Origin of the sequence: Microcoleus sp. BR0-C5 (assembly GCF_036705045.1) — a bacterium.
GTDB lineage: Bacteria > Cyanobacteriota > Cyanobacteriia > Cyanobacteriales > Microcoleaceae > Microcoleus.
The window spans coordinates 24,408-49,125 of record NZ_JAUBTR010000011.1 but is presented as its reverse complement, the minus strand read 5'-3'; the positions used below and the strand labels follow the sequence as shown (position 1 = coordinate 49,125).

The 24,718-nt window shown below is 45.5% G+C and carries 25 protein-coding genes and 1 pseudogene; 9 read left to right on the top strand and 17 right to left on the bottom strand.

From position 1 onward, the window contains the following. Window positions 1-50: 50 nt before the first annotated feature. Complete coding sequence (locus QUB08_RS07625) at window positions 51-701, bottom strand: glutathione S-transferase family protein (protein ID WP_333224179.1); 651 nt, start codon at window positions 699-701, stop codon at window positions 51-53. A 355-nt stretch (window positions 702-1,056) separates the two neighbouring features. Then, the gene (locus QUB08_RS07620; RefSeq protein ID WP_333224178.1) at window positions 1,057-2,262 is read right to left on the bottom strand and encodes a transposase; all 1,206 of its coding nucleotides are present in this window, start codon (window positions 2,260-2,262) and stop codon (window positions 1,057-1,059) included. A gap of 347 nt (window positions 2,263-2,609) precedes the next feature. Here QUB08_RS07620 and hisG point away from each other — a divergent pair, with 347 nt between their 5' ends. Continuing rightward, the gene (gene hisG / locus QUB08_RS07615) at window positions 2,610-3,254 is read left to right on the top strand and encodes an ATP phosphoribosyltransferase (RefSeq protein WP_333224177.1); all 645 of its coding nucleotides are present in this window, start codon (window positions 2,610-2,612) and stop codon (window positions 3,252-3,254) included. Between the two features lie 699 nt (window positions 3,255-3,953). Here the strand turns inward: hisG and QUB08_RS07610 are convergent. Both QUB08_RS07610 and QUB08_RS07605 read right to left on the bottom strand, forming a co-directional pair. After that, window positions 3,954-5,420 (bottom strand): response regulator, encoded by a 1,467-nt coding sequence (locus QUB08_RS07610; RefSeq protein WP_333224176.1) that lies wholly within the window; start codon window positions 5,418-5,420, stop codon window positions 3,954-3,956. A gap of 588 nt (window positions 5,421-6,008) precedes the next feature. Further along, entirely contained in the window at window positions 6,009-6,209 is a 201-nt protein-coding gene (locus tag QUB08_RS07605) for a hypothetical protein (protein ID WP_333224175.1), read from the bottom strand. A 183-nt stretch (window positions 6,210-6,392) separates the two neighbouring features. Between QUB08_RS07605 and QUB08_RS07600 the strand changes: the two genes are divergently transcribed. Both QUB08_RS07600 and QUB08_RS07595 read left to right on the top strand, forming a co-directional pair. Further along, window positions 6,393-6,617, top strand: a complete 225-nt coding sequence (locus QUB08_RS07600) for a helix-turn-helix transcriptional regulator (RefSeq protein ID WP_333224174.1) — start codon at window positions 6,393-6,395, stop codon at window positions 6,615-6,617. Then, entirely contained in the window at window positions 6,598-6,735 is a 138-nt protein-coding gene (locus tag QUB08_RS07595) for a hypothetical protein (RefSeq protein ID WP_333224173.1), read from the top strand. Before QUB08_RS07600 ends, QUB08_RS07595 begins: the two co-directional genes overlap by 20 nt. Here QUB08_RS07595 and QUB08_RS07590 read toward each other — a convergent pair. The 5 genes from QUB08_RS07590 to QUB08_RS07570 all read right to left on the bottom strand — a co-directional run bounded on the left by QUB08_RS07590 (window position 6,732) and on the right by QUB08_RS07570 (window position 11,601). Then, a complete protein-coding gene (locus QUB08_RS07590; RefSeq protein WP_333224172.1) occupies window positions 6,732-7,136 on the bottom strand; it encodes a transcriptional regulator in 405 nt (134 codons plus the stop codon). The genes QUB08_RS07595 and QUB08_RS07590 overlap by 4 nt on opposite strands. Next, window positions 7,120-7,242, bottom strand: a complete 123-nt coding sequence (locus QUB08_RS07585; protein ID WP_333224171.1) for a type II toxin-antitoxin system HigB family toxin — start codon at window positions 7,240-7,242, stop codon at window positions 7,120-7,122. Before QUB08_RS07585 ends, QUB08_RS07590 begins: the two co-directional genes overlap by 17 nt. Before the next feature lie 61 nt (window positions 7,243-7,303). Next, window positions 7,304-7,528, bottom strand: coding sequence for a type II toxin-antitoxin system HigB family toxin (locus QUB08_RS07580; protein WP_333224170.1), 225 nt, complete (start codon window positions 7,526-7,528; stop codon window positions 7,304-7,306). A 165-nt stretch (window positions 7,529-7,693) separates the two neighbouring features. Continuing rightward, window positions 7,694-9,907 carry an ATP-binding protein gene (locus QUB08_RS07575; RefSeq protein ID WP_333224169.1) on the bottom strand — a complete coding sequence of 738 codons (2,214 nt, stop codon included), beginning with the start codon at window positions 9,905-9,907 and terminating at the stop codon, window positions 7,694-7,696. Window positions 9,908-10,887: 980 nt separating this feature from the next. Further along, the gene (locus QUB08_RS07570; protein WP_333224168.1) at window positions 10,888-11,601 is read right to left on the bottom strand and encodes a DUF1997 domain-containing protein; all 714 of its coding nucleotides are present in this window, start codon (window positions 11,599-11,601) and stop codon (window positions 10,888-10,890) included. A gap of 121 nt (window positions 11,602-11,722) precedes the next feature. Between QUB08_RS07570 and QUB08_RS07565 the strand changes: the two genes are divergently transcribed. Further along, a complete protein-coding gene (locus QUB08_RS07565; RefSeq protein WP_333053110.1) occupies window positions 11,723-12,382 on the top strand; it encodes an NAD(P)H-binding protein in 660 nt (219 codons plus the stop codon). A 300-nt stretch (window positions 12,383-12,682) separates the two neighbouring features. Then, a complete protein-coding gene (locus QUB08_RS07560; protein ID WP_333224167.1) occupies window positions 12,683-13,969 on the top strand; it encodes a glycoside hydrolase family protein in 1,287 nt (428 codons plus the stop codon). A gap of 122 nt (window positions 13,970-14,091) precedes the next feature. Here QUB08_RS07560 and QUB08_RS07555 read toward each other — a convergent pair whose 3' ends face one another. Beyond that, the gene (locus QUB08_RS07555; RefSeq protein WP_333224166.1) at window positions 14,092-14,493 is read right to left on the bottom strand and encodes a hypothetical protein; all 402 of its coding nucleotides are present in this window, start codon (window positions 14,491-14,493) and stop codon (window positions 14,092-14,094) included. Between the two features lie 207 nt (window positions 14,494-14,700). Here QUB08_RS07555 and QUB08_RS07550 point away from each other — a divergent pair, with 207 nt between their 5' ends. Then, on the top strand, window positions 14,701-15,909 hold the full coding sequence (locus QUB08_RS07550; protein ID WP_333224165.1) for a hypothetical protein: 1,209 nt from the start codon (window positions 14,701-14,703) through the stop codon (window positions 15,907-15,909). 175 nt (window positions 15,910-16,084) lie between these two features. Then, window positions 16,085-16,285, top strand: a complete 201-nt coding sequence (locus QUB08_RS07545) for a hypothetical protein (protein WP_333224164.1) — start codon at window positions 16,085-16,087, stop codon at window positions 16,283-16,285. Window positions 16,286-16,539: 254 nt separating this feature from the next. Here QUB08_RS07545 and QUB08_RS07540 read toward each other — a convergent pair whose 3' ends face one another. Next, window positions 16,540-16,788, bottom strand: a complete 249-nt coding sequence (locus QUB08_RS07540; RefSeq protein WP_333224163.1) for a hypothetical protein — start codon at window positions 16,786-16,788, stop codon at window positions 16,540-16,542. Between the two features lie 173 nt (window positions 16,789-16,961). Continuing rightward, window positions 16,962-17,306, bottom strand: a complete 345-nt coding sequence (locus QUB08_RS07535) for a hypothetical protein (protein ID WP_015174589.1) — start codon at window positions 17,304-17,306, stop codon at window positions 16,962-16,964. Window positions 17,307-17,514: 208 nt separating this feature from the next. On the opposite strand from QUB08_RS07535, the gene QUB08_RS07530 reads away from it, so the two are divergent. Continuing rightward, entirely contained in the window at window positions 17,515-19,023 is a 1,509-nt protein-coding gene (locus tag QUB08_RS07530) for an SGNH/GDSL hydrolase family protein (protein ID WP_333224162.1), read from the top strand. A gap of 152 nt (window positions 19,024-19,175) precedes the next feature. Here QUB08_RS07530 and QUB08_RS07525 read toward each other — a convergent pair whose 3' ends face one another. From QUB08_RS07525 to QUB08_RS07505, 5 genes are all read right to left on the bottom strand, one after another. Further along, a complete protein-coding gene (locus QUB08_RS07525) occupies window positions 19,176-19,988 on the bottom strand; it encodes an MlaE family lipid ABC transporter permease subunit (protein WP_333153953.1) in 813 nt (270 codons plus the stop codon). 224 nt (window positions 19,989-20,212) lie between these two features. Next, window positions 20,213-21,247, bottom strand: a complete 1,035-nt coding sequence (locus tag QUB08_RS07520) for a patatin-like phospholipase family protein (protein WP_333224161.1) — start codon at window positions 21,245-21,247, stop codon at window positions 20,213-20,215. Between the two features lie 158 nt (window positions 21,248-21,405). After that, window positions 21,406-22,026 carry a methylthioribulose 1-phosphate dehydratase gene (gene mtnB / locus QUB08_RS07515; RefSeq protein ID WP_333153955.1) on the bottom strand — a complete coding sequence of 207 codons (621 nt, stop codon included), beginning with the start codon at window positions 22,024-22,026 and terminating at the stop codon, window positions 21,406-21,408. Window positions 22,027-22,412: 386 nt separating this feature from the next. Next, window positions 22,413-23,081: an HAD-IB family phosphatase gene (locus QUB08_RS07510; protein ID WP_333153956.1), complete on the bottom strand. Its 669-nt coding sequence runs from the start codon at window positions 23,079-23,081 to the stop codon at window positions 22,413-22,415. Window positions 23,082-23,205: 124 nt separating this feature from the next. Beyond that, window positions 23,206-24,033 (bottom strand): Crp/Fnr family transcriptional regulator, encoded by an 828-nt coding sequence (locus QUB08_RS07505; protein WP_333224160.1) that lies wholly within the window; start codon window positions 24,031-24,033, stop codon window positions 23,206-23,208. Window positions 24,034-24,388: 355 nt separating this feature from the next. Between QUB08_RS07505 and QUB08_RS07500 the strand changes: the two are divergent. Next, window positions 24,389-24,718: pseudogene (locus tag QUB08_RS07500) on the top strand (hypothetical protein); the annotation flags it as partial.

Sequence of the window (24,718 nt, the reverse complement as noted above, 5' to 3'; positions counted from 1 at the left end):
TGATTTTAATTTTAAAACTTGAAATTTGAGGTTAAGTAAACTGATTTTTGCTAGATTTTAATGTGTGGAATACTTTCCGATTCGCTGTAAGCTGCTGCTACCCATTCCTGGATGGCAGGCAAGGCTAAAATCGCGTCCGCATAAGCTTTTGTTACTGAATCTAATTTGACTCCGTAGGTGACAAAACGCATGACAACGGGGGCAAACATAGCGTCAACAATTGTAAATTTTCCGAATAGCATATTGCCACCTATTCCGAATTTTTGACGGCATTCGCGCCAAATGGCAAAGATGCGATCGAGCTCAGCTTCGACACCGGGAGTCCTCCCTTCTCCCGGATAGCGGTTGCGGCAGTCCATCGGCATATTTGCGCGCAAATTTTGGAAACCCGCGTGCATTTCGGCGCAGATGGAACGGGCGATCGCCCGTTGGGCTACATCCGCCGGCCACAAATCATTAGCAAAGCGTTCTGCAACGTATTCGCAAATTGCTAAAGATTCCCACACTTTCAGGTCGCCGTCGATTAAAACTGGCACTTTTCCCGATGGAGAATAGCGCCGAATTTCCTCATGGGTTGTCGGCCAGTCTAAGGGGATTCTCACCTCGGCAAATTCAAGTCCAGCTTGTTTCATCGCCAGCCAAGGACGCAGCGACCAAGAGGAATAATTTTTGTTGCCAATAACAAGTGTCAATTCGGTCATAGTTTAGCTGTCAGCTATTTGCGATCGCCCGTGCAATTTTAAGTTTTAGAGTTGAATATACAAAGGCGTGACACACAATGGCGATCGTCCGGTTCTGTGCACCAGCCTCTGCAAGCATTTTAGATTAACAGCCTCCCAGCGTTCCGCGTTTTTGTGCAAACTTCGATCGGGGGGCTCGATCGAACACGCTTGATTCCACATGGAACGAGAAGCCTCTGTCCCTGGGAACCCTGGCCTGGTTAGCGCTAGGTACAGCTACTGTATAGTCCATTTCCTCCCTCTCTACACCACCGCCTGAGAGGATTTCATCTACTTTGACATCCTCCCCGCCGTGAACGGTCGGGGATTCTAAACATCACTGTTTAGGCTTCCTCTTTCCACGACTCGACTTACATTGAGGAGTTGCCTCACCAATGCAGCGGTCGATGTCTCCAGAGGCGTTTAACGTTTCCGTGTGCCCCACGGTACGAAGTCCTAACTCAAGTATGTTGATTGCGGCATTCCAGTCACGTAAGAGTACAACACCGCAATGTTGGCAGCGGTGCGTTCTTTGACTCAAAGACTTTTTGACGATTTCCCCACAGTTAGAACAATTTTGCGAAGTGTAGTGCGGTGGTACAGCAACTGTTACCACTCCAAACACTTTGCCGAAATATTCCAACCATTGACGGAAAGCAGACCATGCAGCATCAGAAATAGATTTAGCTAGCTTTCTATTTTTGACTATATTTCGCACCTGCAAATCTTCGTAGGCAACCAAGTCGCTAGACTGGATTACGCATCTTGCCAATTTCACGGCAAAATCTTTACGTTGTCTACTTACTTTGAGGTGCTTTCTACTTAATCGGTTTCTTGCTTTGGCTTTATTTTTGGAGCCTTTTTTTGTTCTCGAAAGACGCCGATTCAGTCGTTTGAGAGCTTTCTCGGACTTTCTCAGATGACGCGGGTTCTCAACTGTTTGACCATCTGAATCGGTGTAAAAGTGCGTCAAGCCAACATCCAAACCTAGTGTTTTACCAGTTGGTGTTCTCTTTTCTAACCTCTCTTGGTCTATCAAAAACTGCACATAGTAACCGTCAGCCCTACGAACTACGCGGACTCGCTTAATCTGCTTTAATTGATAGAAGTGTAGGTCGCGAGTTCCCCACAGCTTAAAGCTTCCGGCTTCAAAACCATCAGTGAAAGTGATAGTACGTCTATCGAACGATAATTTATAACCTGTTGTTTTATATTCAACAGAGCCGTGGGTCTGATGTTTCTTAAAGCGCGGAAAGCCTTTTTTCCCTGGTTTGCTTTTTTTGCAGTTGTCGTAGAACCGTGCAATTGCAGACCAAGCTCTTTGGGCCGAAGCCTGACGCGCTTGCGAGTTGAGTTTAGCGGCCCAGGGAAATTCTTTGGCTAGGACAGCGCAGTAGGCGCTTAACTCGTACTTGCCGATTCCCAAGTTGTCGAGCCAGTATCTGAGACAGCTATTGCGAACGAAGCGAGCGGTGCGGATGGCTTCGTCTAGCCTCTGGTACTGCTGCTTCGTCCCCTCAAGTTTTGCCTCAAATACCAACATAGTTTTACGATTGTCCTGTCAGCGTAAGTATAACACAGAAAGCCGTCCTATAAGGACGGGGCTTTAAACCCAATTATTTTGGTAATCTTTTTCAGGGAATCCGGGTCTACACTGTGAAAATTTTCGTCAAATTCTTGATTTTTTTCCATACCGACCGCCGTTTAAAAAATTGACTAAATAAAAAATTACTAAATATAATATATCCTCAAACAAAGGATCGAGCAATACCCGAAATTTATTTTTCGTTATGAACTCTATGTGTTATTCTGAGTTGGGTAAAAGCTGTTTTTGTTTAGACCGCGATCGCCCCCTTCCCAAATTAAAAAATTTACCCTCTAAAAATTGACATGATTACTGTTGCACTTCCCAAAGGCGGCTTGTTAGGAGATAGCATTCGGCTGTTTAAATCGGTTGGACTAGACTTCAGTGCTTTTCTCGATTCCTCTAACCGACAACTTCAAATTTATGACCCGACAGGCACTGCCAAAGCTTTGCTAGTAAGGACGCACGACGTGCCTGTTTATGTGGAATACGGTCAAGCGGATTTGGGGATTGCTGGCTATGATGTATTGCGGGAAAAAAAGCCGAAAGTTGCCAATTTAATTGATTTAAAATTTGGCAAGTGTCGGCTGTCGGTGGCGGTGAAGGAATCTAGTTCTTATCGACGAACTTTGGATTTACCTCCTCACGGTAGAGTTGCTTCTAAGTTCGTACACTGTGCAAGGGAATATTTTCACAATTTGAATTTGCCGGTCGAAATTGTGCCGCTTTACGGTTCTGTGGAATTGGGGCCGATTACGGGTATGTCGGAGGCAATTGTGGATTTGGTTTCGACTGGCAAAACTTTGCGGGAAAATGGTTTGGTGGAAATTGATGTTTTGTTTGAAAGTTCGGCTTATTTAATCGGTCATCCTCTGAGTTACCGTTTGAATGCGGGGGGGGTGAATGAGTTGATCGGGAAGTTGAGAGAGCAAGTTTTGACGACTGTTTGATGGTCTAAAATTAGAGTGGTTTGATTGGTTCGTAGATAAGGAATGAGAATTAAATAACTTCCACTCTTGAAAGTGGGATGGGCGGGACGCCCATCCCACAATAACAATTAAAATTGTAAGTTATTTAATTCGCGATCCTAAGTAGGGAAACGGCATTGCCCATTGGCGTCAACTTAAGCTGTCAGTCCGCCCAGTCCTTCCGTCCGCCCGTCAGTCCGCCAGGGAATGAATTCCACGGGGCTTATAGCTAAAGTCCTCTTGCATAGGACTAAAGAACTCATTAGTCCTATGCAAGAGGACTTTAGCTTTGAGGCAGGGGTTTCAACAAGACCCGGACTATTAGTTGTACGTTAAGTTGACACTAAACGGCAATGTCGTGTCCTACTCCCTGCGCCGGACACGGCAATGCCGTGTCCCTACAGATGCTAGCCTACTTTTCAGAATTGGTATAGGTTCGTAGCCAGGACTTTAGTCCTTATTTGCGCTAAGAAAGAGGACTTCAGTCCTCACTAGGAACGCGATTATTTTAGCTCTTCTGGTATTTGCGGTAAGCTGAAGTGCATTTAAATTGTATAGTCGAATTTAAGAAAAGTCTTGTGGGGAGTAGGGGTTGGGCGTCTCGCCCGCCAAAAAAATACAATTTAGATGCCCAACAGCTTAAGAAAGAGGACTGAAATCCTCAGTACGAACTGGTTCTATTTAGTTTATTTCTGAGCGGTTACTTACAGGTATAAAACCTAGTTTTTCCTGGCAGCGGTTGATATAAAAACGGACGACTGTATCAGCAGGGTTTTGTTCGATTAGTTGCTGAAAATATCCCAAGGCGGCGACAAATCTTTCCGATTGCCATCCTTGAATTCCTTTGTCAAATAAACCCTGGGTAAGCTGCTTTGCCTCCGAGTCGGGACATGAGGCGCTCCAGATTTCGTAGATTTCAATAGCTTCCTGCTTGCCACGCGGGGTTACTCGATCGATCCAGCGATAGTAATAATTGTTGCGGGGCAAATGGCTGTCAACAGCATTCGCCCCACAAGTAGAAATAATACTCTCCTGTGTTTCCACTTCTAAGTCGCACTTTAATAATAGACTTTCTTTTGAGTGGGAGTTGGAAGTTATGCCATTTAGAAATTCTCTCGCATGAACAATGGCATTTTCGCTAACAATAATTTGGCAGCCGTATATTTTAGTTAAATTTTCTAACCGAGAGGCTGTATTTACCACATCGCCAATGACTGTAGAGTCCATGCGACGATCGGAACCTAAAGTGCCGATCATGCCGATACCTGTGTTAATTCCCGTACCAATATTGACGGGAGATTCTAAATTGTATTTGTGGCGACTGGCATTAAATTCTTGCAAAGTTTCTTGCATTGCTACTGCGGCTTCGATCGCATCCATAGCGTGAGAATGTGGCTTGTCAAATACTGCCATGATTGCATCGCCTAGGTATTTGTCAATAAACCCGCCGTGAGACGTTATGCACTCGTTCATTTTAGTAAAAAAAGCGTTCAACCATTCAAAAGTCTCGCGAGCTTGTTGAGATTCGGCGATCGTAGTAAACCCGCGAATGTCACAAAATAAAACAGTCAGCTCTTCTTCTGTGGCATTGCCCAACTGAATAGATTCTATTCCTTGCGGCGCAATTCGTTCGAGAAGTTGCTCTGGCACAAATAGCTGAAATTTTTCTGAAAGATATTCGTTGGCTTCCCAAGCTGCGGCGATTTGGCGTTTGCTTTGCTCTTTTACCTGCTGGTTGAATTGGGAAGATACAGCTTGCGATCGCATTTGACTCAACTGCAAAATATTTTCCACTTTTGCCAGCAACAAACGACTGTTAAAAGGCTTTGTCAAATAATCATCGGCCATCATTTCTAACCCTTTGATGCGAGACATATCGTCATCGAGGGCCGTCAAAAAAATCACCGGTACAGTTTGCAATGCCGTATCCTTCCGCAGGATCTCGCACACATCAAAACCGTTCATCTCCGGCATCATAATATCTAGTAAAATTAAATCGGGTCGAGAGGTGCGGGCAAGGGAGAGCGCTTCATGGCCAGATAAAGCTGATACTGTAGCGTATCCTTTCAGGTGCAATAACTCTTCCAGTAAAGTCAGATTAGCTGGCTCGTCATCAACCAACATGATGCAGGGCGACTTGTTTGACATGGAATATGATAGGTAAAGTTTGTCACCGATCGGCAACGACGAAGGATTGAGGTATTTAGCTAGGATTGACGCACGATCGCCTAGAAATCGGATTATTTCCGAAATACTGCATCCAGACTTTTAATCGGGGTAAAAAACCCGTTCCTTTAGTCTAATAGCGTCCAGAACTGATTGTGCTGTATTCTTGACCCATTCCCCTCGTTCCTGAAAAGAGATGCCCCCGATCGATCGCCGAAATAGTTGAGTTAGGTTAATATAAGTTGATTTTACATTCAATCTAAAATTTCTCTACTATTGAGTTTAGCGTTTCGCATCATAAAATGTAATAAATTACACCTCTGTGGCAGTGAACCCAGGATTAGTGGCAGTTGGAAAAGTAGGAGGCCCAGCAGTGGCAAATACAATAGTGCGATCGCGCTACAGCCTCGTGGGGCTGTTTTCTATTTCCCTAATAGTCCTGCACGGGTGGCCAGAAACCGGGTTTTTTTACGAAAATCCTCTGCTATAGTCCGCAGATTAGGTAAAAAACCCGGTTTCTTTGTCGGCCCTGGCGTAAGTTCTGCCTAAAAAACCGATTCCTACGATCGGTTATCGGCCCAGAGGTGTCAAATCAGTGCGATCGGGCAAAGCAAACACAACTTTCAATCGGATATCGGGGACTCGCTGGCGACACAACTGAAGATGTCCGTCGGCATCCGATCGATTGCGGTATCGCCCGATAATCGCCCACTGCAAATTGGGAAGCAAACGGGCAACCGCCCAAGGCTTCAGGCACTCTTTATAGGTCATAATTGGTTTATCTCCATTGCAAAAGGGAGCCAGAGCCAGCGCGGACACTTGGTAGGTAGAGGCGCTGGCTTTTGATTTATTACTCATATTATGACGCTAGCGTGTATACATTAATATGTAACTACTTTCATGTATATGCTAGAGTTATAGTTCTGACACTGAAATACTCATAAGCTAATGAGTATGTACAGAGTAAAAATCAAAGTAAAAGAGCTTAGCGAGGAGCGGAACTGGAGCCTGAGCGAACTAAGCAGGCGTTCAGGCGTCCCATACAATACCGTTCGCCGTTATGCTATGCAGCCAATGGCAAAAATAGAAATAGACCCAGTTAGTCGCATTAAGGAAACTTTTGGTTGTTCTTGGGATGAGTTGTTGGAATTGCTTGGGGATGATTCTTTTGAGGAGTGAGTGCGATCGCTTTGCAACTATGCAAGCAGCGGCCCAGGCGCGATCGCCCCCACCCTCATCAAATCAATCCACTTGGATGCGATCGCCCTCCGAGACATTACAGAGTGCGATCGCTTAATTGAACAAAAACAACCCCGGATCGACGTGAAAAAACCTCCCCAAAGCCTCAGCTTGTTTCTTAGTGATTTCTAGCCGATCGTTAATTACCTCAACTACCGCCTCACTAGAACCCATAATTTCTACTAAATCCTCTGCTTCTAGACTCCGAGCATCCATCAAATGCAGCAGCCTTGACTTTGGCGTTGATGTATTAAGTTCATAGTGCCGCTCTTCAAAATCCTCAATCAGTTTTACCAGCAGTTCCAACAGCGCATCTTCTTCTGGAGTCAGATTTGGATGTGAGAGTAATTCTTCAACAATTTCCAAAAATATCTCGTTTTCCTCTTCAGTTTTGAGAATTCGAGGCTGATATTGATAGAGCAAGCTACTGTAAATTTTTAGGTCAAAAGTAATAGTCATTTTTCCAGGCTTCCTTGTCATACTCGGCGTGAGTGAAAACGTATTTTATATAAATAATTTGCTTTTTATAGTTAATAAGTTGTTCTGCATTTAAATTGTAGGTCAAAAAAAATTAAAGTCTTGTGGGGAGTAGGGGTTGGGCGTCCCGCCCGCCCTGAATATACAATTTAAATGCGCGACAGCTTACTCGCGATTAAGGGATATTTATTTCCTTTGATATTAAAAACTGTAAAATTTCCAACTGCTTCAGCTTTGAGATAAACAGCTTGAACTTCAACAAGATTAGTCCAGGCTGCTTTACTGGCAATTTTATACCAGTCATCGAGCGCTTCGCAGGAATCAGCGTGACTTTGGCAGTAGTCTCTTAATTTTTTCCGACTGATAACGTGCATTTAGCTATCATTATGATATTTTCTAGATGTCTGAATCCCGTCATCATCTATTATATAGCGCGTCTAAATCATTTTAAGCAAATTTTTATTGGCACTTTGATGGACAAGCTTTTCTGATCCCGCGCAAGCTAACAGCTACTTTGACAAGCTTTGTATAAATGCTGTTTAAGTGAGAAAAGAACGGACTGTAGCGATCGCCAAATTCAAATCCAGTGGCTTGCTCAAATAAGCAGAAGCGCCAGCTTCCAAACATCGCTCACTGTCACCGGGCATAGCCATCGCCGTCACCGCAATCATCGGTACCGAATCCCAGACAGGATCTGCTTTAACTCGGCGCATCAACTCAAAGCCGTCAACATCCGGCAACTGAATGTCCATCAAAATCAAATCCGGCAGCAACTCCGGGGCAGCAGAGGCGGCGAGAATACGATCAGCCATAGCCGAACCATCCGCGAGTATCTCTACCCCGTACCCCTCCAATTCCATCACCTCAGAAATTAACATTTGGTTAAAAGGCTGGTCTTCGACAACCAAAATCCGCTTCCTGGCAATTGGTAAAGCAATCGCAGAAGCAGGAACTAACTTGGTATCCAAAGCACAAGAAGCAAAGTTTCCCAACTGTTGACGCATCTCCGTCAACGGCAGCCAAACGCGGAAAAGACTTCCCCGATCGCAAACAGATTGAAAAGAAACAGTTCCCCCGTGCAATTCTGCCAAACGCTTAGTCAAAGCCAAACCCAAACCTGTACCTTCGTGCCTCCGAGTCAGGGAAGAATCCACCTGTTGAAAAGGTCGAAATAGCAAGTGCCAGCGGTCTTGAGGAATGCCGATGCCGGAGTCTTGTACCTCAAAACAAAAATAAGGAGTGCTGGCATTTACAGGAGAACAATCCGGCCGGTAGTCACCGTCTATTTCGCTGCCGTAGGCCAGACGCCCGCTGAGTTTAACTTGTCCCTGTTCGGGGGTAAATTTGATGGCATTGGAAAGTAAATTAATTACAATTTGTCGCACTCGCCGTTCGTCGAGCCAAACGTTAGTAATGCGGTAGTCGAGTTCTAAAGACAAACCGATTCGCTTTTTTTCGGCCCGTGGCTGCATCATTTTCAGACAGTCTGTCGCCAGTTCTTGAACGCGAACAGGCTGTAAGTTTAGTTCTACTTTCCCGGCTTCAATTTTAGAAAGATCGAGAATATCGTTGATTAGCTGCAACAAGTGCTGGCCACTTTTTTCGATCAGTTCTACATAGTTGATTTGTCGATCGCTCAACTGTCCGGCTGTTTGCCGCAGCAGCAAGTCAGAAAAGCCGAGAATGCTGTTGAGAGGCGTTCGCAATTCGTGGGACATTGAGGCTAAAAACTCGGATTTCAACTGAGAAGAATACTCTAATTCTTCGTTAACTTGGCGCAGGTTCTCTTGTGTCTGAGCCCGCTCGATCGCCGCCCCCAGAGTCCGGCAAGCAGCTTCGAGTACGTCTTGGTGGACGGCGGCTTGCAGTTTTTTGATGTTGCGGGACTCCAGCGTCAGCACTCCGATGATCGTGCCGTTGGTAGCTGCGATCGGAAAAATACCCAGTTGTCCGATTCCCGGATGCCGAAATTCCGGCACGGCATTGGGATGTTGGGCATAATCCTCGACAAACACAGGTTTACCAGTTTTCACCACTTCCCACAGTAAACCGATGCCGTAGGGAATGCCTTGGTCGAGCAATTCTTGCATTCCTGCGACTACAGGTTCCCCGTAAGTAGCCAAAAATTGACTAGAAACTTGGTTGCAAATCCCCGACGCTTGCCGGTCGTTTCCCTTGCCGTTAATCACCTTGACATCTCCGAAAGCTGCATTCATTGCCTCTACTAAATAGGTGAGGGCAAACTGACCTATTTCTTGCAAACTGTCAGACTTTTGCAGGCGCTCAGTTAAACCTAAAAGAAAGCTCAGCCGCCTTACTTCTGCGTTCAAGCTAGCTTGGGATTTTTGGTATACCGTAACGTCTCGAAAGGTAAACAGCCGTCCGCCGCTGTTGGTAATCGTGGCGCACACCTCCAAACAAACCGCATTGGATTGCTCGAAATAAAATGATAAACTTTCATCCTGAGATTTTTCGAGTGCTTGCTGAAACTCTTGCCACTGCTGAAGGGACAAGTAACCCCGATCGACAATTTCCGCAAACAGCAAGTGGCACTTCGGCTTTGTTTCCAGCCATTCTGGGGACAGTTCCCAGATTCCGGCCAATTTTTTGTTAAACAAAACTAAGCAGTCAGACGAGTCGAACAGAGCGATCGCATTGTCTACTTGGTTGAGAATCAGTTCTTGGTCTGCCCTCAACTGGTGCAAGTCTCTCTCCATTTTCTCTGTGTGTGTAGCTCTTAGTTTCGTTGTCATAACTTTCTAGGGATATGGCAAGAGTTATTTTATAACCCCTTACTTAAGGTGACATAACTTTACGTTTTTTGGCAGTGAGGGGGATCGATCTGCCTTGTGATCTGAGACACTTGCTAGTTTCGGAGGGCGATCGGAGCCACCTTTGAACTGCGTCGGCTACACTGCTTAATCATGAGGCAATAAGGAGGGAAAGCATTATGACAGAAGCAGAATCTTTCAATAACAATACTGTCGAACTTGAGGGCATCTGACTTGAAACTATTGTGTCCAACCCTGTGCTAAATTAACCCATAATAAAAACTAATTCGGGCGATAAGAAATCAGCATATAGCAATTATGGCATCATTTGTGAATTTCTTACGGACTCCCAGCGGGTTCGGGGAGGGTTGGGGTGGGGTAAAAAATTTACGACTTTTGCAAGGATTGCTATATGTCAAATGCAATCATAACCTTACCCTTAAATTTTATTAGCAATAACTTGGCTATTTTGATTAACTGCTCAAGCAAATGTTGGATTCAAAAACATAGGGATAAGGCGCGCCCTAAGCACCCGGAGACAGTGATATCAGTTTCAAAAAAGCAACTGTAGGCTCGTGAACCCAACCCATATACAATCAGTTATTCCCAATAATTTAATCTAAAATTGTGCAACTGAGCGCTCACGCCGCAGTCTAAAATCTACAATGGTATGAGTTATTACGATCGCACTTATAGCGGTTCTCAAAAAAGTGAGGAGAGCCTCATGCCCTATGCCCTATGCCCTATGCCCTATGCCCTATGCCCATGAGTACCTCATCTTTCTGAGAAAGGCTATATGAGTAAGGTGTGCAGTGCACACCCTACAAATGTGAGTTAAGCTAATCCGCATTTAAATTGCAGAGTAAAATAAATCTTTACTCTTGTGGGGAGTAGGGGTTGGGCAGGATCTCCCGCACTTAACATACAATTTAAATGCACAACAGCTTAGAGCGTAAGTATTGTTAATGTTTCTTAGGATTTTTGGGAAAAGGAATGCCCAAACTTTCGTGAAAAACAAGCTGAGTTTTATAAGTCAAGCGCCGGTTAACTTGTTTGATAATTTTTTCCAAAAGCGCATCGCCGGTTTTTTCTATTAAAGGTTGAGACATCGATCGAATAAACTTAGGAAAACAAACCCCCACAGCCAAATCCAGCTTCCACGTAGCGCTGGTAATCGCAGGGGGCAGCTTCGCACGTTCCGACGCAGGCCAATCGGCGGCAAACTCCTGAGACGGTATCTCCACTAGCTTCATTGCCGATCGAAAATCCACTTCATACCCAGGCGAGGTATAATTCGGAACCGGAATAGTCTTAATCAAATAGCAGCCTTCAGCGTCAGGCGGCAGCAACTCTAAACCAATTCTCGCTTCAACGCGGTAGCCGAAAGCCCCAAAACGCCCGATTAATAAATCATAGCCGTTTTCGCCGATCGGCTGGGCCTTCATCGGCGAAGCGCACTGGCAAAACCAAGTCTTGTGGTTGTTCAAATGCTTCGCCACCGTCTCCGCATCGGCGTACATCTCCATGCTGTCTTCAAAATGCGTGTGAAACCAAATCGGCTCAACTTCCTCTGGTGCATCCGCGCTTCCACTTTCGGGCTGTCGGAAACTCGCATCTGCGTAGTAATTTTCGTCAGAAGCTTCAACAGTTTGATATTCAGCGGAATCGTGCTTCATATTATGCTCTCCTGTTATACACGCCAATCAATCTGGTTGGGGATGTGTTAAGGAAGTTTCCTCCCTACAATTGAGAAATTGATAGTAACAAAACTTACCCTAGTTCAGCATAACTCGACTTATGAAAGCATTTGTAGCAGGAGCCACAGGTCAGACTGGCCGCCGCATCGTCGCGGAATTGGTCAAGCGAGGTATTCCCGTGCGCGCCTTAGTCCGAAATCTAGACACAGCTAGACAAATTTTACCACCGGAGGCTGAGTTAGTGACTGGGGATGTATTAAATGCGACTTCCCTGGGCGATGCCATAGGCGATAGTACGGTATTGCTGTGTGCGACAGGGGCGGCCCCTGGTTTTGACCCGACAGCGCCTTACAAGGTGGATTTTGAAGGTACTAAAAATTTGGTGGATGCAGCTAAGGCTAAGGGCATTGAGCATTTTGTGCTTGTGACTTCTCTGTGCGTCTCTCAGTTTTTTCACCCGCTGAATTTGTTTTGGCTGATTCTGGTTTGGAAGAAGCAAGCTGAGGAGTATTTGCAAAAAAGCGGCTTGACTTATACGATCGTCCGTCCCGGCGGTCTCAAAAATGAGGATAATTCAGATGCGATCGTCATGACTGGTGCAGACAAAATGTTTGAGAGCAGCATTCCCCGCACCAAGGTAGCCCAAGTGTGCGTGGAGGCGCTGTTTCAGCCGACTTCTCGCAACAAGGTTGTGGAAATTGTGGCTAAGTCGGAGGCTCCGCAAAAGAGTTTTGAGGAGTTGTTTGCCAGTGTGATTTGATTGAATTAGCCTCGCTTGGGTTCCCAGAAACCGGGTTTTTTCACGAAAATACCCGTTGCAGCCAGCAGCAAAGGTAAAAAACCCGGTTTCTTTAGTCCCAGGTAGCGAACAAAGAAACCGGGTTTTTTTACCGAGATAGAGGGTTTTAGGCAAGTTTTTGGTTAAAAAACCCGGTTTCTGGGCATCCGCGCGCAAGTCCCATCAGTACAAACCGCAGGGGAATTGCCAGTTTTCCGATCGCCAAATCTGGCAAAATCTTTATAGTTTTATGATTCGCCGTTGAAATTTCCCTCTCTCAGCATGAAAACTCTCAAGTGGCCAGCTTGGTTCCCCTATCCGATTTCGTGGTTAAGGGCATTTGCTCTCGCTCTGAGTTTTAGTTTTGTCCTTCGCAGGGGCATTCCTTTTGTCAGCGACGATACCGGCTTTCTGACTCTACTGCTGGTGGCTTGGCTGATTCAGTTGCCTGTGTTTTTTGTTTGTCACTTTTTAGCAGTCAAAATCTTAAATCCCTTACTAATTATGCTGCCGGGGCGCTTTCGCGTTGCGCGCAAGTTCAAGCGCCGGCACACTGGTATTCGATCGCACTTGCGAGAAGGCTTGAATGCTGTTGTAGTGATTTTTTTTGCCTTTAATCTGTCGCTGTTGGTGCAACTTGCGATTTTTTATTGGCCAGCGCGATCGATCGATCCGGGTCAGTTACTAACAGGAATATCTACTCTGACAAATGTTGCCGTAGCCGGTGAATTAGATTTCTGGCTGAGCAAATTGGCGGGGGTTTTATCGAGTCTAACGCTGGTAGCCGCGCCGCTATATCAATACGATTTTCGGGTGCGCCGGATGCGGGCGGCTCGAAAATTAGCCGAATTTGCGGAAATGGAAATGACCTTGCTGGAAGCTGAGAAATTGAGCCATCGAAAAACAGGTTTGCTGAGGCGATCAGAGATTCAAATCCTCGGATTTCTACTTTTAATCGGGGCTGTGATTGGCGGCGGTGTTTTTTTGGTTGCTAATTTGCGGGGAAATCAGCAGTTGTCACAGTCGGTAAGCGGGGTGGGAAAATTGCCGCCGCTGGCTATGAAAACGGGCGATCCTTACATTCGCGCACTGATGCGTACTATTTCTGCTAGCGAGTCGAATGTTGCTCGACCTTATCACGTTGTTTACGGTGGCAAATACATATTAGATTTGAGCCGCCATCCTGACTGGTGCGTGAAGATTGTTAATGGCCCGAATCGAGGCAAGTGTACTACCGCTGCAGGCAGGTATCAATTTCTGACTACAACTTGGAAGGAGAAGGCTAAGCGCTATCAGGCGCGTCGTGCTAATTTTTTATTCTGGGAAGACTACAGTTTTGAACCAGAAGATCAGGATGCTGTGGTTTATGCTTGGTTGAGCGATCGCAAGTTTTGGAAAGCTGATATTTCTGAGATGTTGCGGCAGGAAAGATTAACGGACGTATTGCGGATGCTTTCGGGAACTTGGACGAGTTTGGGATATGGAATTGAGAACAATTCTATGAGTTCTCGTTTGCCGAAAGTCTACCGGGAAATGCTGCGGGAAGAATTGGAAAATGCTGGTTCTTAGGGAGTTAAATGTTGACTGTTGACTGTTGACTGTTGACTGTTAAATGTTGACTGTTAACGAATGTTATTGGTTATTAATAAGCCAAAGTGATTAAGAAATAACCACTAAGAAGTAACGAATAACTAATCCTTCAATTTTGGTAAAAATGCTGTCAAACATTTGTACAATTCTAATCCCGCCCCTGCTGGCAGGGGATAAAACCTGTCGAAATTAATGGGGTTTCCCGGTGCTAATTTCCACTGGGTTTGCTGTGCTGTTTTCGGCGAAATTTCGATCGCTACCGTGATGTTAATAATGTTGTTGTGCTGGGGGATGCCCCGGAAGCAGTAACTTTTGCCCGTGCGTTTGTCGGAATCGCTGCCGGTGATGTATCTGTCTTGTTTGCGAAATTGAATTTCTCGAAAAGGTCGATCGAGCACAAAGGAGTCTCGGTAGCGGTAGTCTCCGTCGCGCAAGCTTTCGACAGTCGGCTTGATTTGAGCTATAACTGTTGGTGCTACAAGGGGATGTGGTACAAAAAACATAGCTAAAGAATGATAACTTGTAGGGGCGCGTTTTACCAACCATCAGTGCCTAAGACCAATCATCTCATAAACCAGCCCCCGCGCAACCATAAATCGCCATTTACCTCTTTCAAAATACAAGGTACGGATTTCACCAGAGATCTTTTAGGTAGCTAATAGTATAGATAAACCCGCCCCTTGGTGAGCCCATAAAATATTGTCAAAAACATGAAAAATTCTCAATCTCAGTCTTTAATTTTGTGGCGACAAGTGGGAGGCGTGGCGGCTTTGCAGGGGGCAATTACTCTGAGTTGGATGCTTTACCGACTGTATTTGCCTCAACTTTTAGCGGGATTTGGTTTGCCGGGATTCGACAGGGGAATCACAATTCTGGAGGATACTTTGGCAATTGCGATCGAACCTTTTGCTGGCTGGCTTTCTGACAAGCAGCGTCACTGGATGGGCACTCGTTTTCCCCTAATTGTTGTCGGCACTATTCTGTCGTCGGTGCTATTTATTGCGATTCCGGCTATTTTTATTTTCGGCAATCCAGTCTCGCCCCTGCGCTGGATTTTGCCTGTGGTAATAGTAGCTTGGGCGATCGCAATGGCGATGTTTCGATCGCCCGCAGTGTCGCTTTTGGGCCAATATGCAACTCAAACGCAGTTGCCCCAAGCCATGAGTTTATTGGTTCTTGTGGGGGGATTGGTTGGGGCGGCAAGGCCTGTTGCGGGGGATTTTATTCTGAGTTTGGGCCCAGCTTTTGCCTTCGCTATTGGTTCGTTTGTATTGTTGGGTGCGGTGGCTTTTTTGCGATCGGTTAATCCTGATGCTGCGGTGTCAGAATTGCCGTCGGCTAGTGCAATTTATGAGGGAGTTTCTATCACAGCGCTGGGGTTAATTGCGGTGACGGGAATGGCTGTTGCTTGGGGAAGTCGGGCGATGGGAGAACGAATTTTGCCCCATGTTTTCCAAACTCAAATTGTGGGTGTTGATGGTAAGTTATTAATGGCGGGATTTACCTTGGCTTTAGCTGTTGCTTCTTTGCTGGCTGGGGTGATTGCGGTGCGCTTGGGAAACCAGCGGACGCTGTTGGGTGGATTGGTAGCAACAGCCGTTTTGCTGTTAGGAATGGTTTTTAGTCAGGGGCCCGTGATGGTGGTGGCGACTGTTTTGGCTGTGATTTTTACCAACAGTTTGATTACTACTGGTACAGTTCCTTTTGCTTTGTCTCTAGTTCCTCCACTGCGGGGAGGATTGGGGGTAGGGTTTTATTTTGGTGGTTTTTCCCTGGGGATGAGTTTATACTCTGTGGTGTTTGTGGCACCAAAGGCGATTCCTGCTGTTACAACGGCGATTGTGGGGACGATCGCCTTTTTGGTTGCTGGTGTCTGTGTCGTCGTGGGCGATCGGCTGAAACAAACGCGCGCCGTGTAACAAATTAATAAAAGCCGTTAAGCAGTTTAAGTTGATCCCTAGCTATCGTGAATAATTATTTCATGGTTTCATCTCTGTTACCTATCTGAGTAATAATAGAAACATACAGCAAGCCGTGAGAAATTTTACGGGCGCATATTTAGGGATTAATTGACGATACTGCGAGGATACTGCTATGTTTTCCGTGACCCCAGAAACAAAAAATTTAGGGCGGGTTGAAACCGGAAATTCCCAACGGCGAGGCTCTTTCACCTCTGCGTCTAAAAGTACCCGTATTCTCCGATCGCGAGTTTACAAAGATGAGGCTCTGGTGTCGGCTGCGCTAGCGGGACTGCCAGCTCTTTTGGCATCCCTCGAAAGCTTTCGCGAGCAGTAGAACCTGACATTTTCTATTGCTATATATGGCGCGTGGATGCTTGTGATAGCGGCTGCCAACCGAGCAGGGGCTGTTTTGATTGCACCTAAAATCCTCCTCGATTTGAGTAGAGTTTTGCTGTGCTGAAGTATTCCGGGACTCAGAAACCTGGTTGTTTATACAAAAACATTTTTACAGCCCTTTGTTATGGTATGAAAAATGGTATAAAAACCCGGTTTCTTGGTTTGTGTCCGTAAGTCTTGTGTTAACAAAATTTATTTGTCAGTGTCATCGGGCGCGATCGATGCCTCTACCTCTTGGGAGGAACGGCTTAACATAGAGTCGTGCAGGTGTTCGTTGTGCTGCCTTTCTTGAGCCATTAATTCTCTGGCTTTTTCTTCAGCAATTCCCTCCCCATTTGTTTCTAGCTCGTGGGAGGAACGGTTGAGCATAGATTCGTGCAAGTGTTCGCTATGCTGCCTTTCTCGTGCAATTAGTTGTCTAGCTTTTTCTTCGGCGTTCATGAGTAGTTTCTCCAATTGCTAGTTAGAACCGATTATTATATTAAGATGCCACAATTCGAGGGTAAATGTAGCAAGATTAACATAAAATTTTACAAATAATTGTAGGAAAAAAATGTAGGAAAAAAATTGAGTTTGCTGGATGTGGGTATCGGGATTGGTGGTTGCCGAGCTAATTATTGCCAGACGCCGGAAAAGATATTCTTGACTGCGATCGCAATTCGATTTAAGTCTTCTTTCAGCAGCGGTGGCCAAGAAACTCCTCTGCGGAGTCCAGCTTCAAATTGCTGCAAACCTTCTACTGACAGTAAATGCAGTGCCGAGATTAATTGTCGATCGAGCATTGGAGATTCTTGCAGCCCTTCAAACAATATTTTTAAAGCTAATAAAATCGATGTCACCTGTCCGGGTACGGGCGGTTGACCTTGTTTGAGACGCATCAGGAAGGCGTCGGGATTTTTCTTGGTTTCCAGGGCGGTTCCTTGGTCGATCAGAAAACTGCGGGCTGTTTTGTAATCCATTTGACGTGCGATCGATCGGAGTGCAATTAATTAGCTGGCATTATATCACTTTTTGTCGCCCTCAATTTGGTAATATATTTCCATACAGCCTAAACTACAGCTACTCGTGAGGTGCGCCCATAAGCACGCTACAGCTACTGATTAGAGGCGTAGCATTCATCCCACAGTCGCCTGGAGCAAAGTGAAACGGACAGGGAAAAATAAAACAATGGCAAAACACCAAAGAAATAGCAGAAAATCCAAGATTTATCGCTACTTGTGGCTGCTTTTTTTGTGTCTGAGCTTTCTGTTAGTTCCGCTCAGCAAAAAAATAGCGGCCGATACGCCATTCCCCCCACCCGCTCCTATTGAAAATAATGCTACTTTTGGAGCAAGGATTCAAAGGACGATGGGACTACTTGCAGCTAGCACTCCAACAAACCGCCGCCAAGTGCGTATCCTATTCTACGGTCAATCTATCACTGAGCAAGATTGGTGGAAAGATGTAGTAAAGGATTTGAAACAGCGATTTCCCAATGCAGATTTGATAGTTGAAAATCGGGCGATCGGAGGATTTGCCGCCCCGATTTTAATCCGTCCCAGCGAACACGATTTGTATCCTTTTTATCCAGACTTGCTAATTTTTCACGTCTACGGAGGCGATGAAGATTACGAAGCCATAATTGCCAATGTCCGCAGCCGCACTGCTAGCGAAATACTCTTGCATTCCGACCATATTGACTGGATGCCGACAGGCAACAGCGACGATCCAAATTCAGTCAAAAGATACGAATGGCACAACACTCATTCTACTAAATGGCTGCCGGAGTTGGCCGATAAATACGGCTGCGAAATCGCGGAAATTCGCGAACCTTGGCGCAGGTATTTGAAAGACAATCGCTTGCAACCCAAACAGCTATTGAGCGACAGCGTTCACCTCAACGATTGGGGAAATTTTCTCTTAGCTGCTCTGATAAAACCGCACCTGCGATACAAGCCAAATTCTCCTCAACCGCCGCAGGATTTAGTGAAAACCTATACAGTTGGCAGCGATGTTAAATGGCAAGATGGCAAGTTGGTTTTAGAATTTGAAGGAAATAGAATAGATGCGATCGCCGATAAAACCTTCAACGGCAAGGCAATTTCTGCTAAAATTGCGATCGACGGCAAAAAACCCTCAGAATTTCCTGAACTTTACAGCATCACCAGACCTAGCCTTAGCCTTGGCGTCGGTTGGCCAGCAATCATCCAAGTATCCAGCCAAAAACCGCTAATCGTCGAAGATTGGAAAGCCGTGATTACTGACATTAACAGCGACGCCAGCAAGTTTAAATTTGACGTTATAGGTTCTAAAACAGGTTACGACGGCAGCGGTACAAACGACGAAATGTTTGTCTCAAACTCTGGCCGCGTCGTGATTGAACCGAGAAACTGGTGGCTGAAAAATTCTTATGAATACTCTAAAAAACCTACGCCTAAAGGCTTTGAGATTTCCTGGCAAGTGCGACCAATGTTTGTTGATTCATACGTTCCTCCACAAATTACAGATTCAAGCCGCGAGTATTCTACAACATTGGCTCAGAATTTGAGCAACTCCAAACACACCCTCGAAATCGTCCCCGAAACAGATGGGAAAGTGCCTATTCAGGCAATTCGAGTGTATCGTCCTCCTTTCTCCAATCTACCATCGGAAGTTGAGAGTTTTAAACCGGAGATATCAGCGGATGAACACGGATGAACGCCGATCAAATTGCATCAGCGTTCATCTGCGGTTTAAAAAATCTTCATGTTATTTTATAGCAATCCTGGTGGCAATCGGGTTGATGATTGTTCAAACCCTTAATATTTAATCATCTTGACTCCTGACTCCTGCTATAATCGCCAAAATTATCAACTTTTGAGCATCCTCAACTCATGAAATATCAATAACGATAAAAAGAAATCTGCCACAAAAATCAACACCCAAGAAGTTACCACCGCCGCCGTTGCAGCTTGGCCGACTCCTTTCCCACCGCCCACCGTCGTCAATCCCCAACCGCAACCGACAAGGGAAATTATCAACCCAAAAATAAAACTTTTAATAACCACAGTTACTAAATCCCCAGGCCCCAAAAAAGTCCGCACCGATTCCAAAAATACCGACGGTTCCACATTATAAAAATTAACCGCCACAAACAGCCCGCCCAAAATCCCCACCGCTACCGAAAAAATTGTTAAAATCGGCAGCATGATGCAGGAAGCTATCACCCTCGGCACTACTAAATAATCAACCGGATTTGTTCTTAACATATACAGGGCGTCTATTTGTTCCGTCACCTGCATTTCTCCTATCTCCGCGGCAAAGGCCGAACCTACTTGTCCCGCCACCACGCCCGCCGTTAAAAGTGGTGCTAATTCGCCACAAAATGCCACAGCAAACGCACCTCCCATCGCCCCTACCGCCCCAAAACGCACCAATTCTCTGGCTGATTGAAATGTGAAAATCATGCCGCCAAAAAAGGCTATTAGCAGCACGGATCGGAAAGAATCCAGGCCTACTGTTACTAAATGTTCCATGATTTTGCGGTGGTCAATTTTGCCTTGGAGTATGCGTAGCAGCACTTGGCCACCCAGGAACAACGTCACAAAAAACCGCTGAAACCACCTGTTATTGAAGGTTTCATCTAAAGGTCGATCGTGCTTTTCTTGGTATTTCTTAACCAATGACTGACGGCTCGCGATTAATTGCAAACAGGGCGAAGCACTGCTAAATAGAGATTTTCGGCAATCCTACAGCAATTATTGCACGATTTGTCTACATATATTTTTTGTCTCTCAGCCCTGCAGTTGGTGGGTTAGGCGCGGTTTAAGATTTATTTATTGGTGACTTAACTTAATCGCCGCGCCCAACCCACCCTACAATATGACTAAAATCTAAAACTCTAGGACTACTCCGCAAGTAACAAGTCGATAAACTTATCCAACTGTTCATTATTCTTTTCCGCTTGCTCTTTGCCAATTCTCAGCAGGTCTGATATTTTATCTTCCGAGGCATCATCAATCGGCAGGGGTTGTTCGTGGCTCAAATCTGGAGTAATTCTCAAATATTGATTCGGTCTTTCAACCGCATCATAAATTTGAATTAGTTGATAATTTACAGTTTCCGCAACTCCCGTCATCATGATATTAATCAAAGGCTCAACCCACTCAACTTGACCCCAATTTTTTACTCTTTCGTAGGGGTATTTTTTCTGAGCTTCTCCGGTTCCCAAGGATAAAATTACCATATCTTTTGCTGTCGGGCCTTTGTCGGGGCGATCGTCGGGAATTATGAATTTATTTCTAACTTCTGCATAGGCACAAAGTGCGGGATTGTTTGCGAAAACTCCCCCGTCAATTAAAGCGTAGCATTCATTGCTAAAAGAGTAGATTTTAGCAACCTCAAAATAAGAGGGAGCTGCCGATGTTGCTCTGGCGATATCTCTAATGAAATAGTCTTCTGCTGGACATTTTTGAGCATCTATTTGATCGAAGAAGTGAGCTTTTCTCCTTTCGATGTCGTAACTGCAAATTAAACAAGGTTTTAGCAGTTCGCTGAGTTTGTAATCGCTAAAATTTTCCCCAAATAATTTTTCTAAGGGCTCCCTGGGATATTTCTCATCTCTCAAACCATCTAGAGATCTGACTTTTTGCCATAATGAAGTCTTAAAAACGTCGCGGCCGCTCTTAATCGAAAAATTAACAGCGTCTTGGGCTGCCCACCGAGGCCTGCTGGGATTTTCGGCATCGGGACACAAATAGATGCAAGTTAAAATTCCTCCCGCACTCGTGCCCGCGATTAAATCAAAATAGTCAGCTATTCTCGCATCTGGGTTGCCACTTTTTTGTTGCAGCTTTGATTCAACGCTAACTAAAACTTGCGCGGGAATAATTCCTCTAATTCCGCCTCCATCTATGGATAAAATTCTGGTATATTTAGCCATAACTGTTGCTTCTTCTGAATGTTTGCTCGTTTCCTACAGTCCGGGAGACAAAAAGTGGTTTGAGATGCTAATCATAGCGGTAATAGCCGTAAGCTGCTTAGGGCGCACCCTACATACATTCGGAATTCATGCACCGATCAATCTCAAATCCCAAATCTTCAATTTAAATTTAATTGGCGGGCTGCGATCGTATAGCGAAAAATGTATTCTACAATTTCTACGTAATTGTAGGCGGCCGCTGGCGAGTCTGCCCAGACTGTGATGCCGTGATCGCGAATTAACAAAGCGGGTACAGAGGGCACACAAATGGCAAAGAAGTCGCAAATTTCCTTGGCTATCTTAGGGACTTCTAAATAATTTGTAAAGAGGGGTATCGACACTTGCGGGTTTTCCTCCCACACCCCTAAACCTTTGAGCATTTCGATCGCGGGTAAAGGCACTGCATCTCCTGCGGTTAGCCGAGAAACTAAATTTGCTTCAATGGAGTGCACGTGATAGCAAGCTTTAGCGTCTGGAAAACAATTGTAAACGGCTAAATGAATGCTGGTTTCGGCCGAAGGGCGGCTGTCGGCAACAGGTTGCTCAACAATAGCGCCGTCTGAGTTCATTCTGATAAAATCTTGTTCAGTTAACTGCCCTTTCGCGCGGCCACTAGCAGTAATCCAAAAACTGCCATCGGGTAAGCGGGCTGAAAGATTGCCAGCAGTCCCAACCATCCAACCGCGATCGTAAAAATGTTTGGCTGCTGCAATTAAATCCGATCTCAAATCGCCACTCATTGTTTACAAATCCTCAATTTTTAATCTACTTTTTACGTTAATAGGAATTGCGCCGATCTATCTAAAAGTAGGGTGTGCACTGCGTACCTTATGAATGAGAATTAAATAACTTAGAATGCGTGATGGTTCTTGTGGGATGGGCGTCCCGCCCGTCCAGAAAGGGCGGGCTATAAACCCAACCCCTACTCCCCACTTTCAAGAGTGTAAATTATTTAATTCGCGATCCTTATATCAAATCCAGTAGCATCGGACTTATATGCACGGGGGCGGGTTTATTATATTGTCTATTATAGGCCATTGTTGCTGGTGAACCCGCCCCTACAAAATTTAACATCATACAATACCGATGCAAACGGAATTTATATTACCTGAGAAAGGCGATAGTTTCAATTCCATTTTTGGGACAAATTTTCCAACACATCAAAAAAATTATCCCATTTAGTATAAGGCTTTTGCTGTTCGTCTAGATACTGGGCAAGCCGATCGCGCGCAAACACCGAGGAAGCCTGCAAAGCCATATTAAAATCCGTCAGGGAATCTCCGATTGCCACCTGTTCCTGGGCCGGGTGCTGGCCCATCACCCGCACCTTAGACACCAATTCCTCATCTCCTTCAAACTCAGAATTGACTTGCAAGCGAGGGCCACTAGCATCCACATCCACAGCATAAATAACGCTCGCCCGGTGTACCAAATCGCCCATTACCGTCTCTACCATAATCCGAAGACCGCCGGAAACGATCGCAAAATCTACCTTTTTTTCGTCCAAAAAATCCAGCAACTCCAACAATCCCGGCCGCATCAGCCTTCCCCTAGAAAATTCCACAATTTCCCCGTAACGTTCCGAGGGAATAGACTCTAGTAACTGCCGCACTCCCGATCGCAAACTCAGCCTTCTAGCGTAGATTTCAGGCATCAGTTGAGACGACAATTCGGGTGCGAAATGCTTGAGCATTGCCACAAAAGTTTCTTCAACAGTTATCGTGCCGTCAAAGTCGCAGAATACCACCCGTTGCTGATTGTTCGGGATTGAAGATTTTTGCTTGTCATCGGTCATTGTCAGTCGCACCTTTCGAGAACGGGAAAATTTTACACAATTAATCGTACACTGTCGAGCGATCGAGCGCGACTGCCCAAAACTAATAGTGACGTGCTGTTTGTTGGCAATTTACCGCAGGATTTTATGCAGATTCTTCGAGAGAATCTTCATCATCCAAGGAATCATCCAAGGAATCATCCAGGGAATCTTCCAGGGAATCTTCCAGGGAATCTTCTACGTCCTGCTTGTGGTTTTTTGTCTTTTGGGGGTTAGACTTAGCCGGCAAACAGATTAAATTATCATCCTCAGTATTAATCAAACCTTTCGATCGCAACTTACCCATCAGTCGTGTCACCGTCACCCGCGTTGAGCCAATTGCGCTGCCAATTTGAGCGTGAGTCAAGGCCCAAGGCAGCCGGTAGCCCCGAACCACATCCGGTTCGTCGTCACTTACGTAAGGTTCGCCGAACTCCTCGATCAACAAAGTGAGAAATCCCAACAGTCGGTCGATCGTCCGGCGCTGTCCCAAAGTGCTCAGCCAGAGAAGTTTCCGCTGGTGTTGGTAGCGAAACGCATCCAAAATTTCCCTACGAAAGTGAGGCCAATTATCCAAGTCGTGCCAATACATCCACACTACGTGAGTTTGATCGGCATGAGCGTAAGCTTGGAGAGTAAACGGAGACTGAGCAACCAGTTCAAAGGGCTGACCGGCCCCGACGAAGCCCAAAAAAGCTTCTTCTGTAGTTTTGTCAACGGATTTTGACTTCGCTGCTGCCGCGCTAACTTGAGCGCTGCCTACGAGCCGCACAGAACCTTTCTGGACTAAATACAGCAGTCCGGGTCTTGCGGGAATCCGCTCATCTTTGCTAAAAGTCCGGCAGCGGTAGTGTTCCTGGGCCCAGTCGATAATTCGCTGCCAAGTGATAAAAGGTCGATCGATAGTCTCTAGAGGTGTGGAAGTTGATTGCATAAGTGAGGCTCTGGGATATATTTGATAGTGAGAAAAACAGCTTTTGCCAGCAGTGCGATACAAAGTGAGACAACCAACCCCCGATCGAGCTTGCACGCTTCTTAACTGTGCTGACTTTTCTTAGTTTTACCGAAAGATTTAATGTAGCAAAAAATACATCAAAATGGTAGAGTTCAGCAAAAAATTTGTCGTAAATTATTGTATAGTTAGCAAACAAATGGCTAGAAAGCCGATTAATTCGAGGTAGCCCTGATCCGGGGAGCCGATCGACTATCTCTGACATCAGCAGTTTAACGTACAAGAACAGTGCAAGTGGTAACAGTCGCTCGTTGCTCTTACGGTAGGATGAGCCGATATGGATACAGCAAATATCTCCCAGTGCCCGGAAGTTACAGTGAAGTGTTTCTTGCTTTCAAGGTTCCAAAGGGCGATCGGCCAGCAAGAGGCACTAGGGAAAATTCCATTAAATCTCATAGGTGGCACCATTCTCAAGAACGGGCAAGATGCCCATTCCACAAGAGATGAATTTTCTTGTGGATCAGGCAAGATGCCTGTTCCTCAACAAGTAATTGAGAATGGTGCAATATTCCCGTTAAATCTTAAATCTTGCACCATTCTCAAGAACGGGCAAGATGCCCATTCCACAAGAGATGAATTTTCTTGTGGATCAGGCAAGATGCCTGTT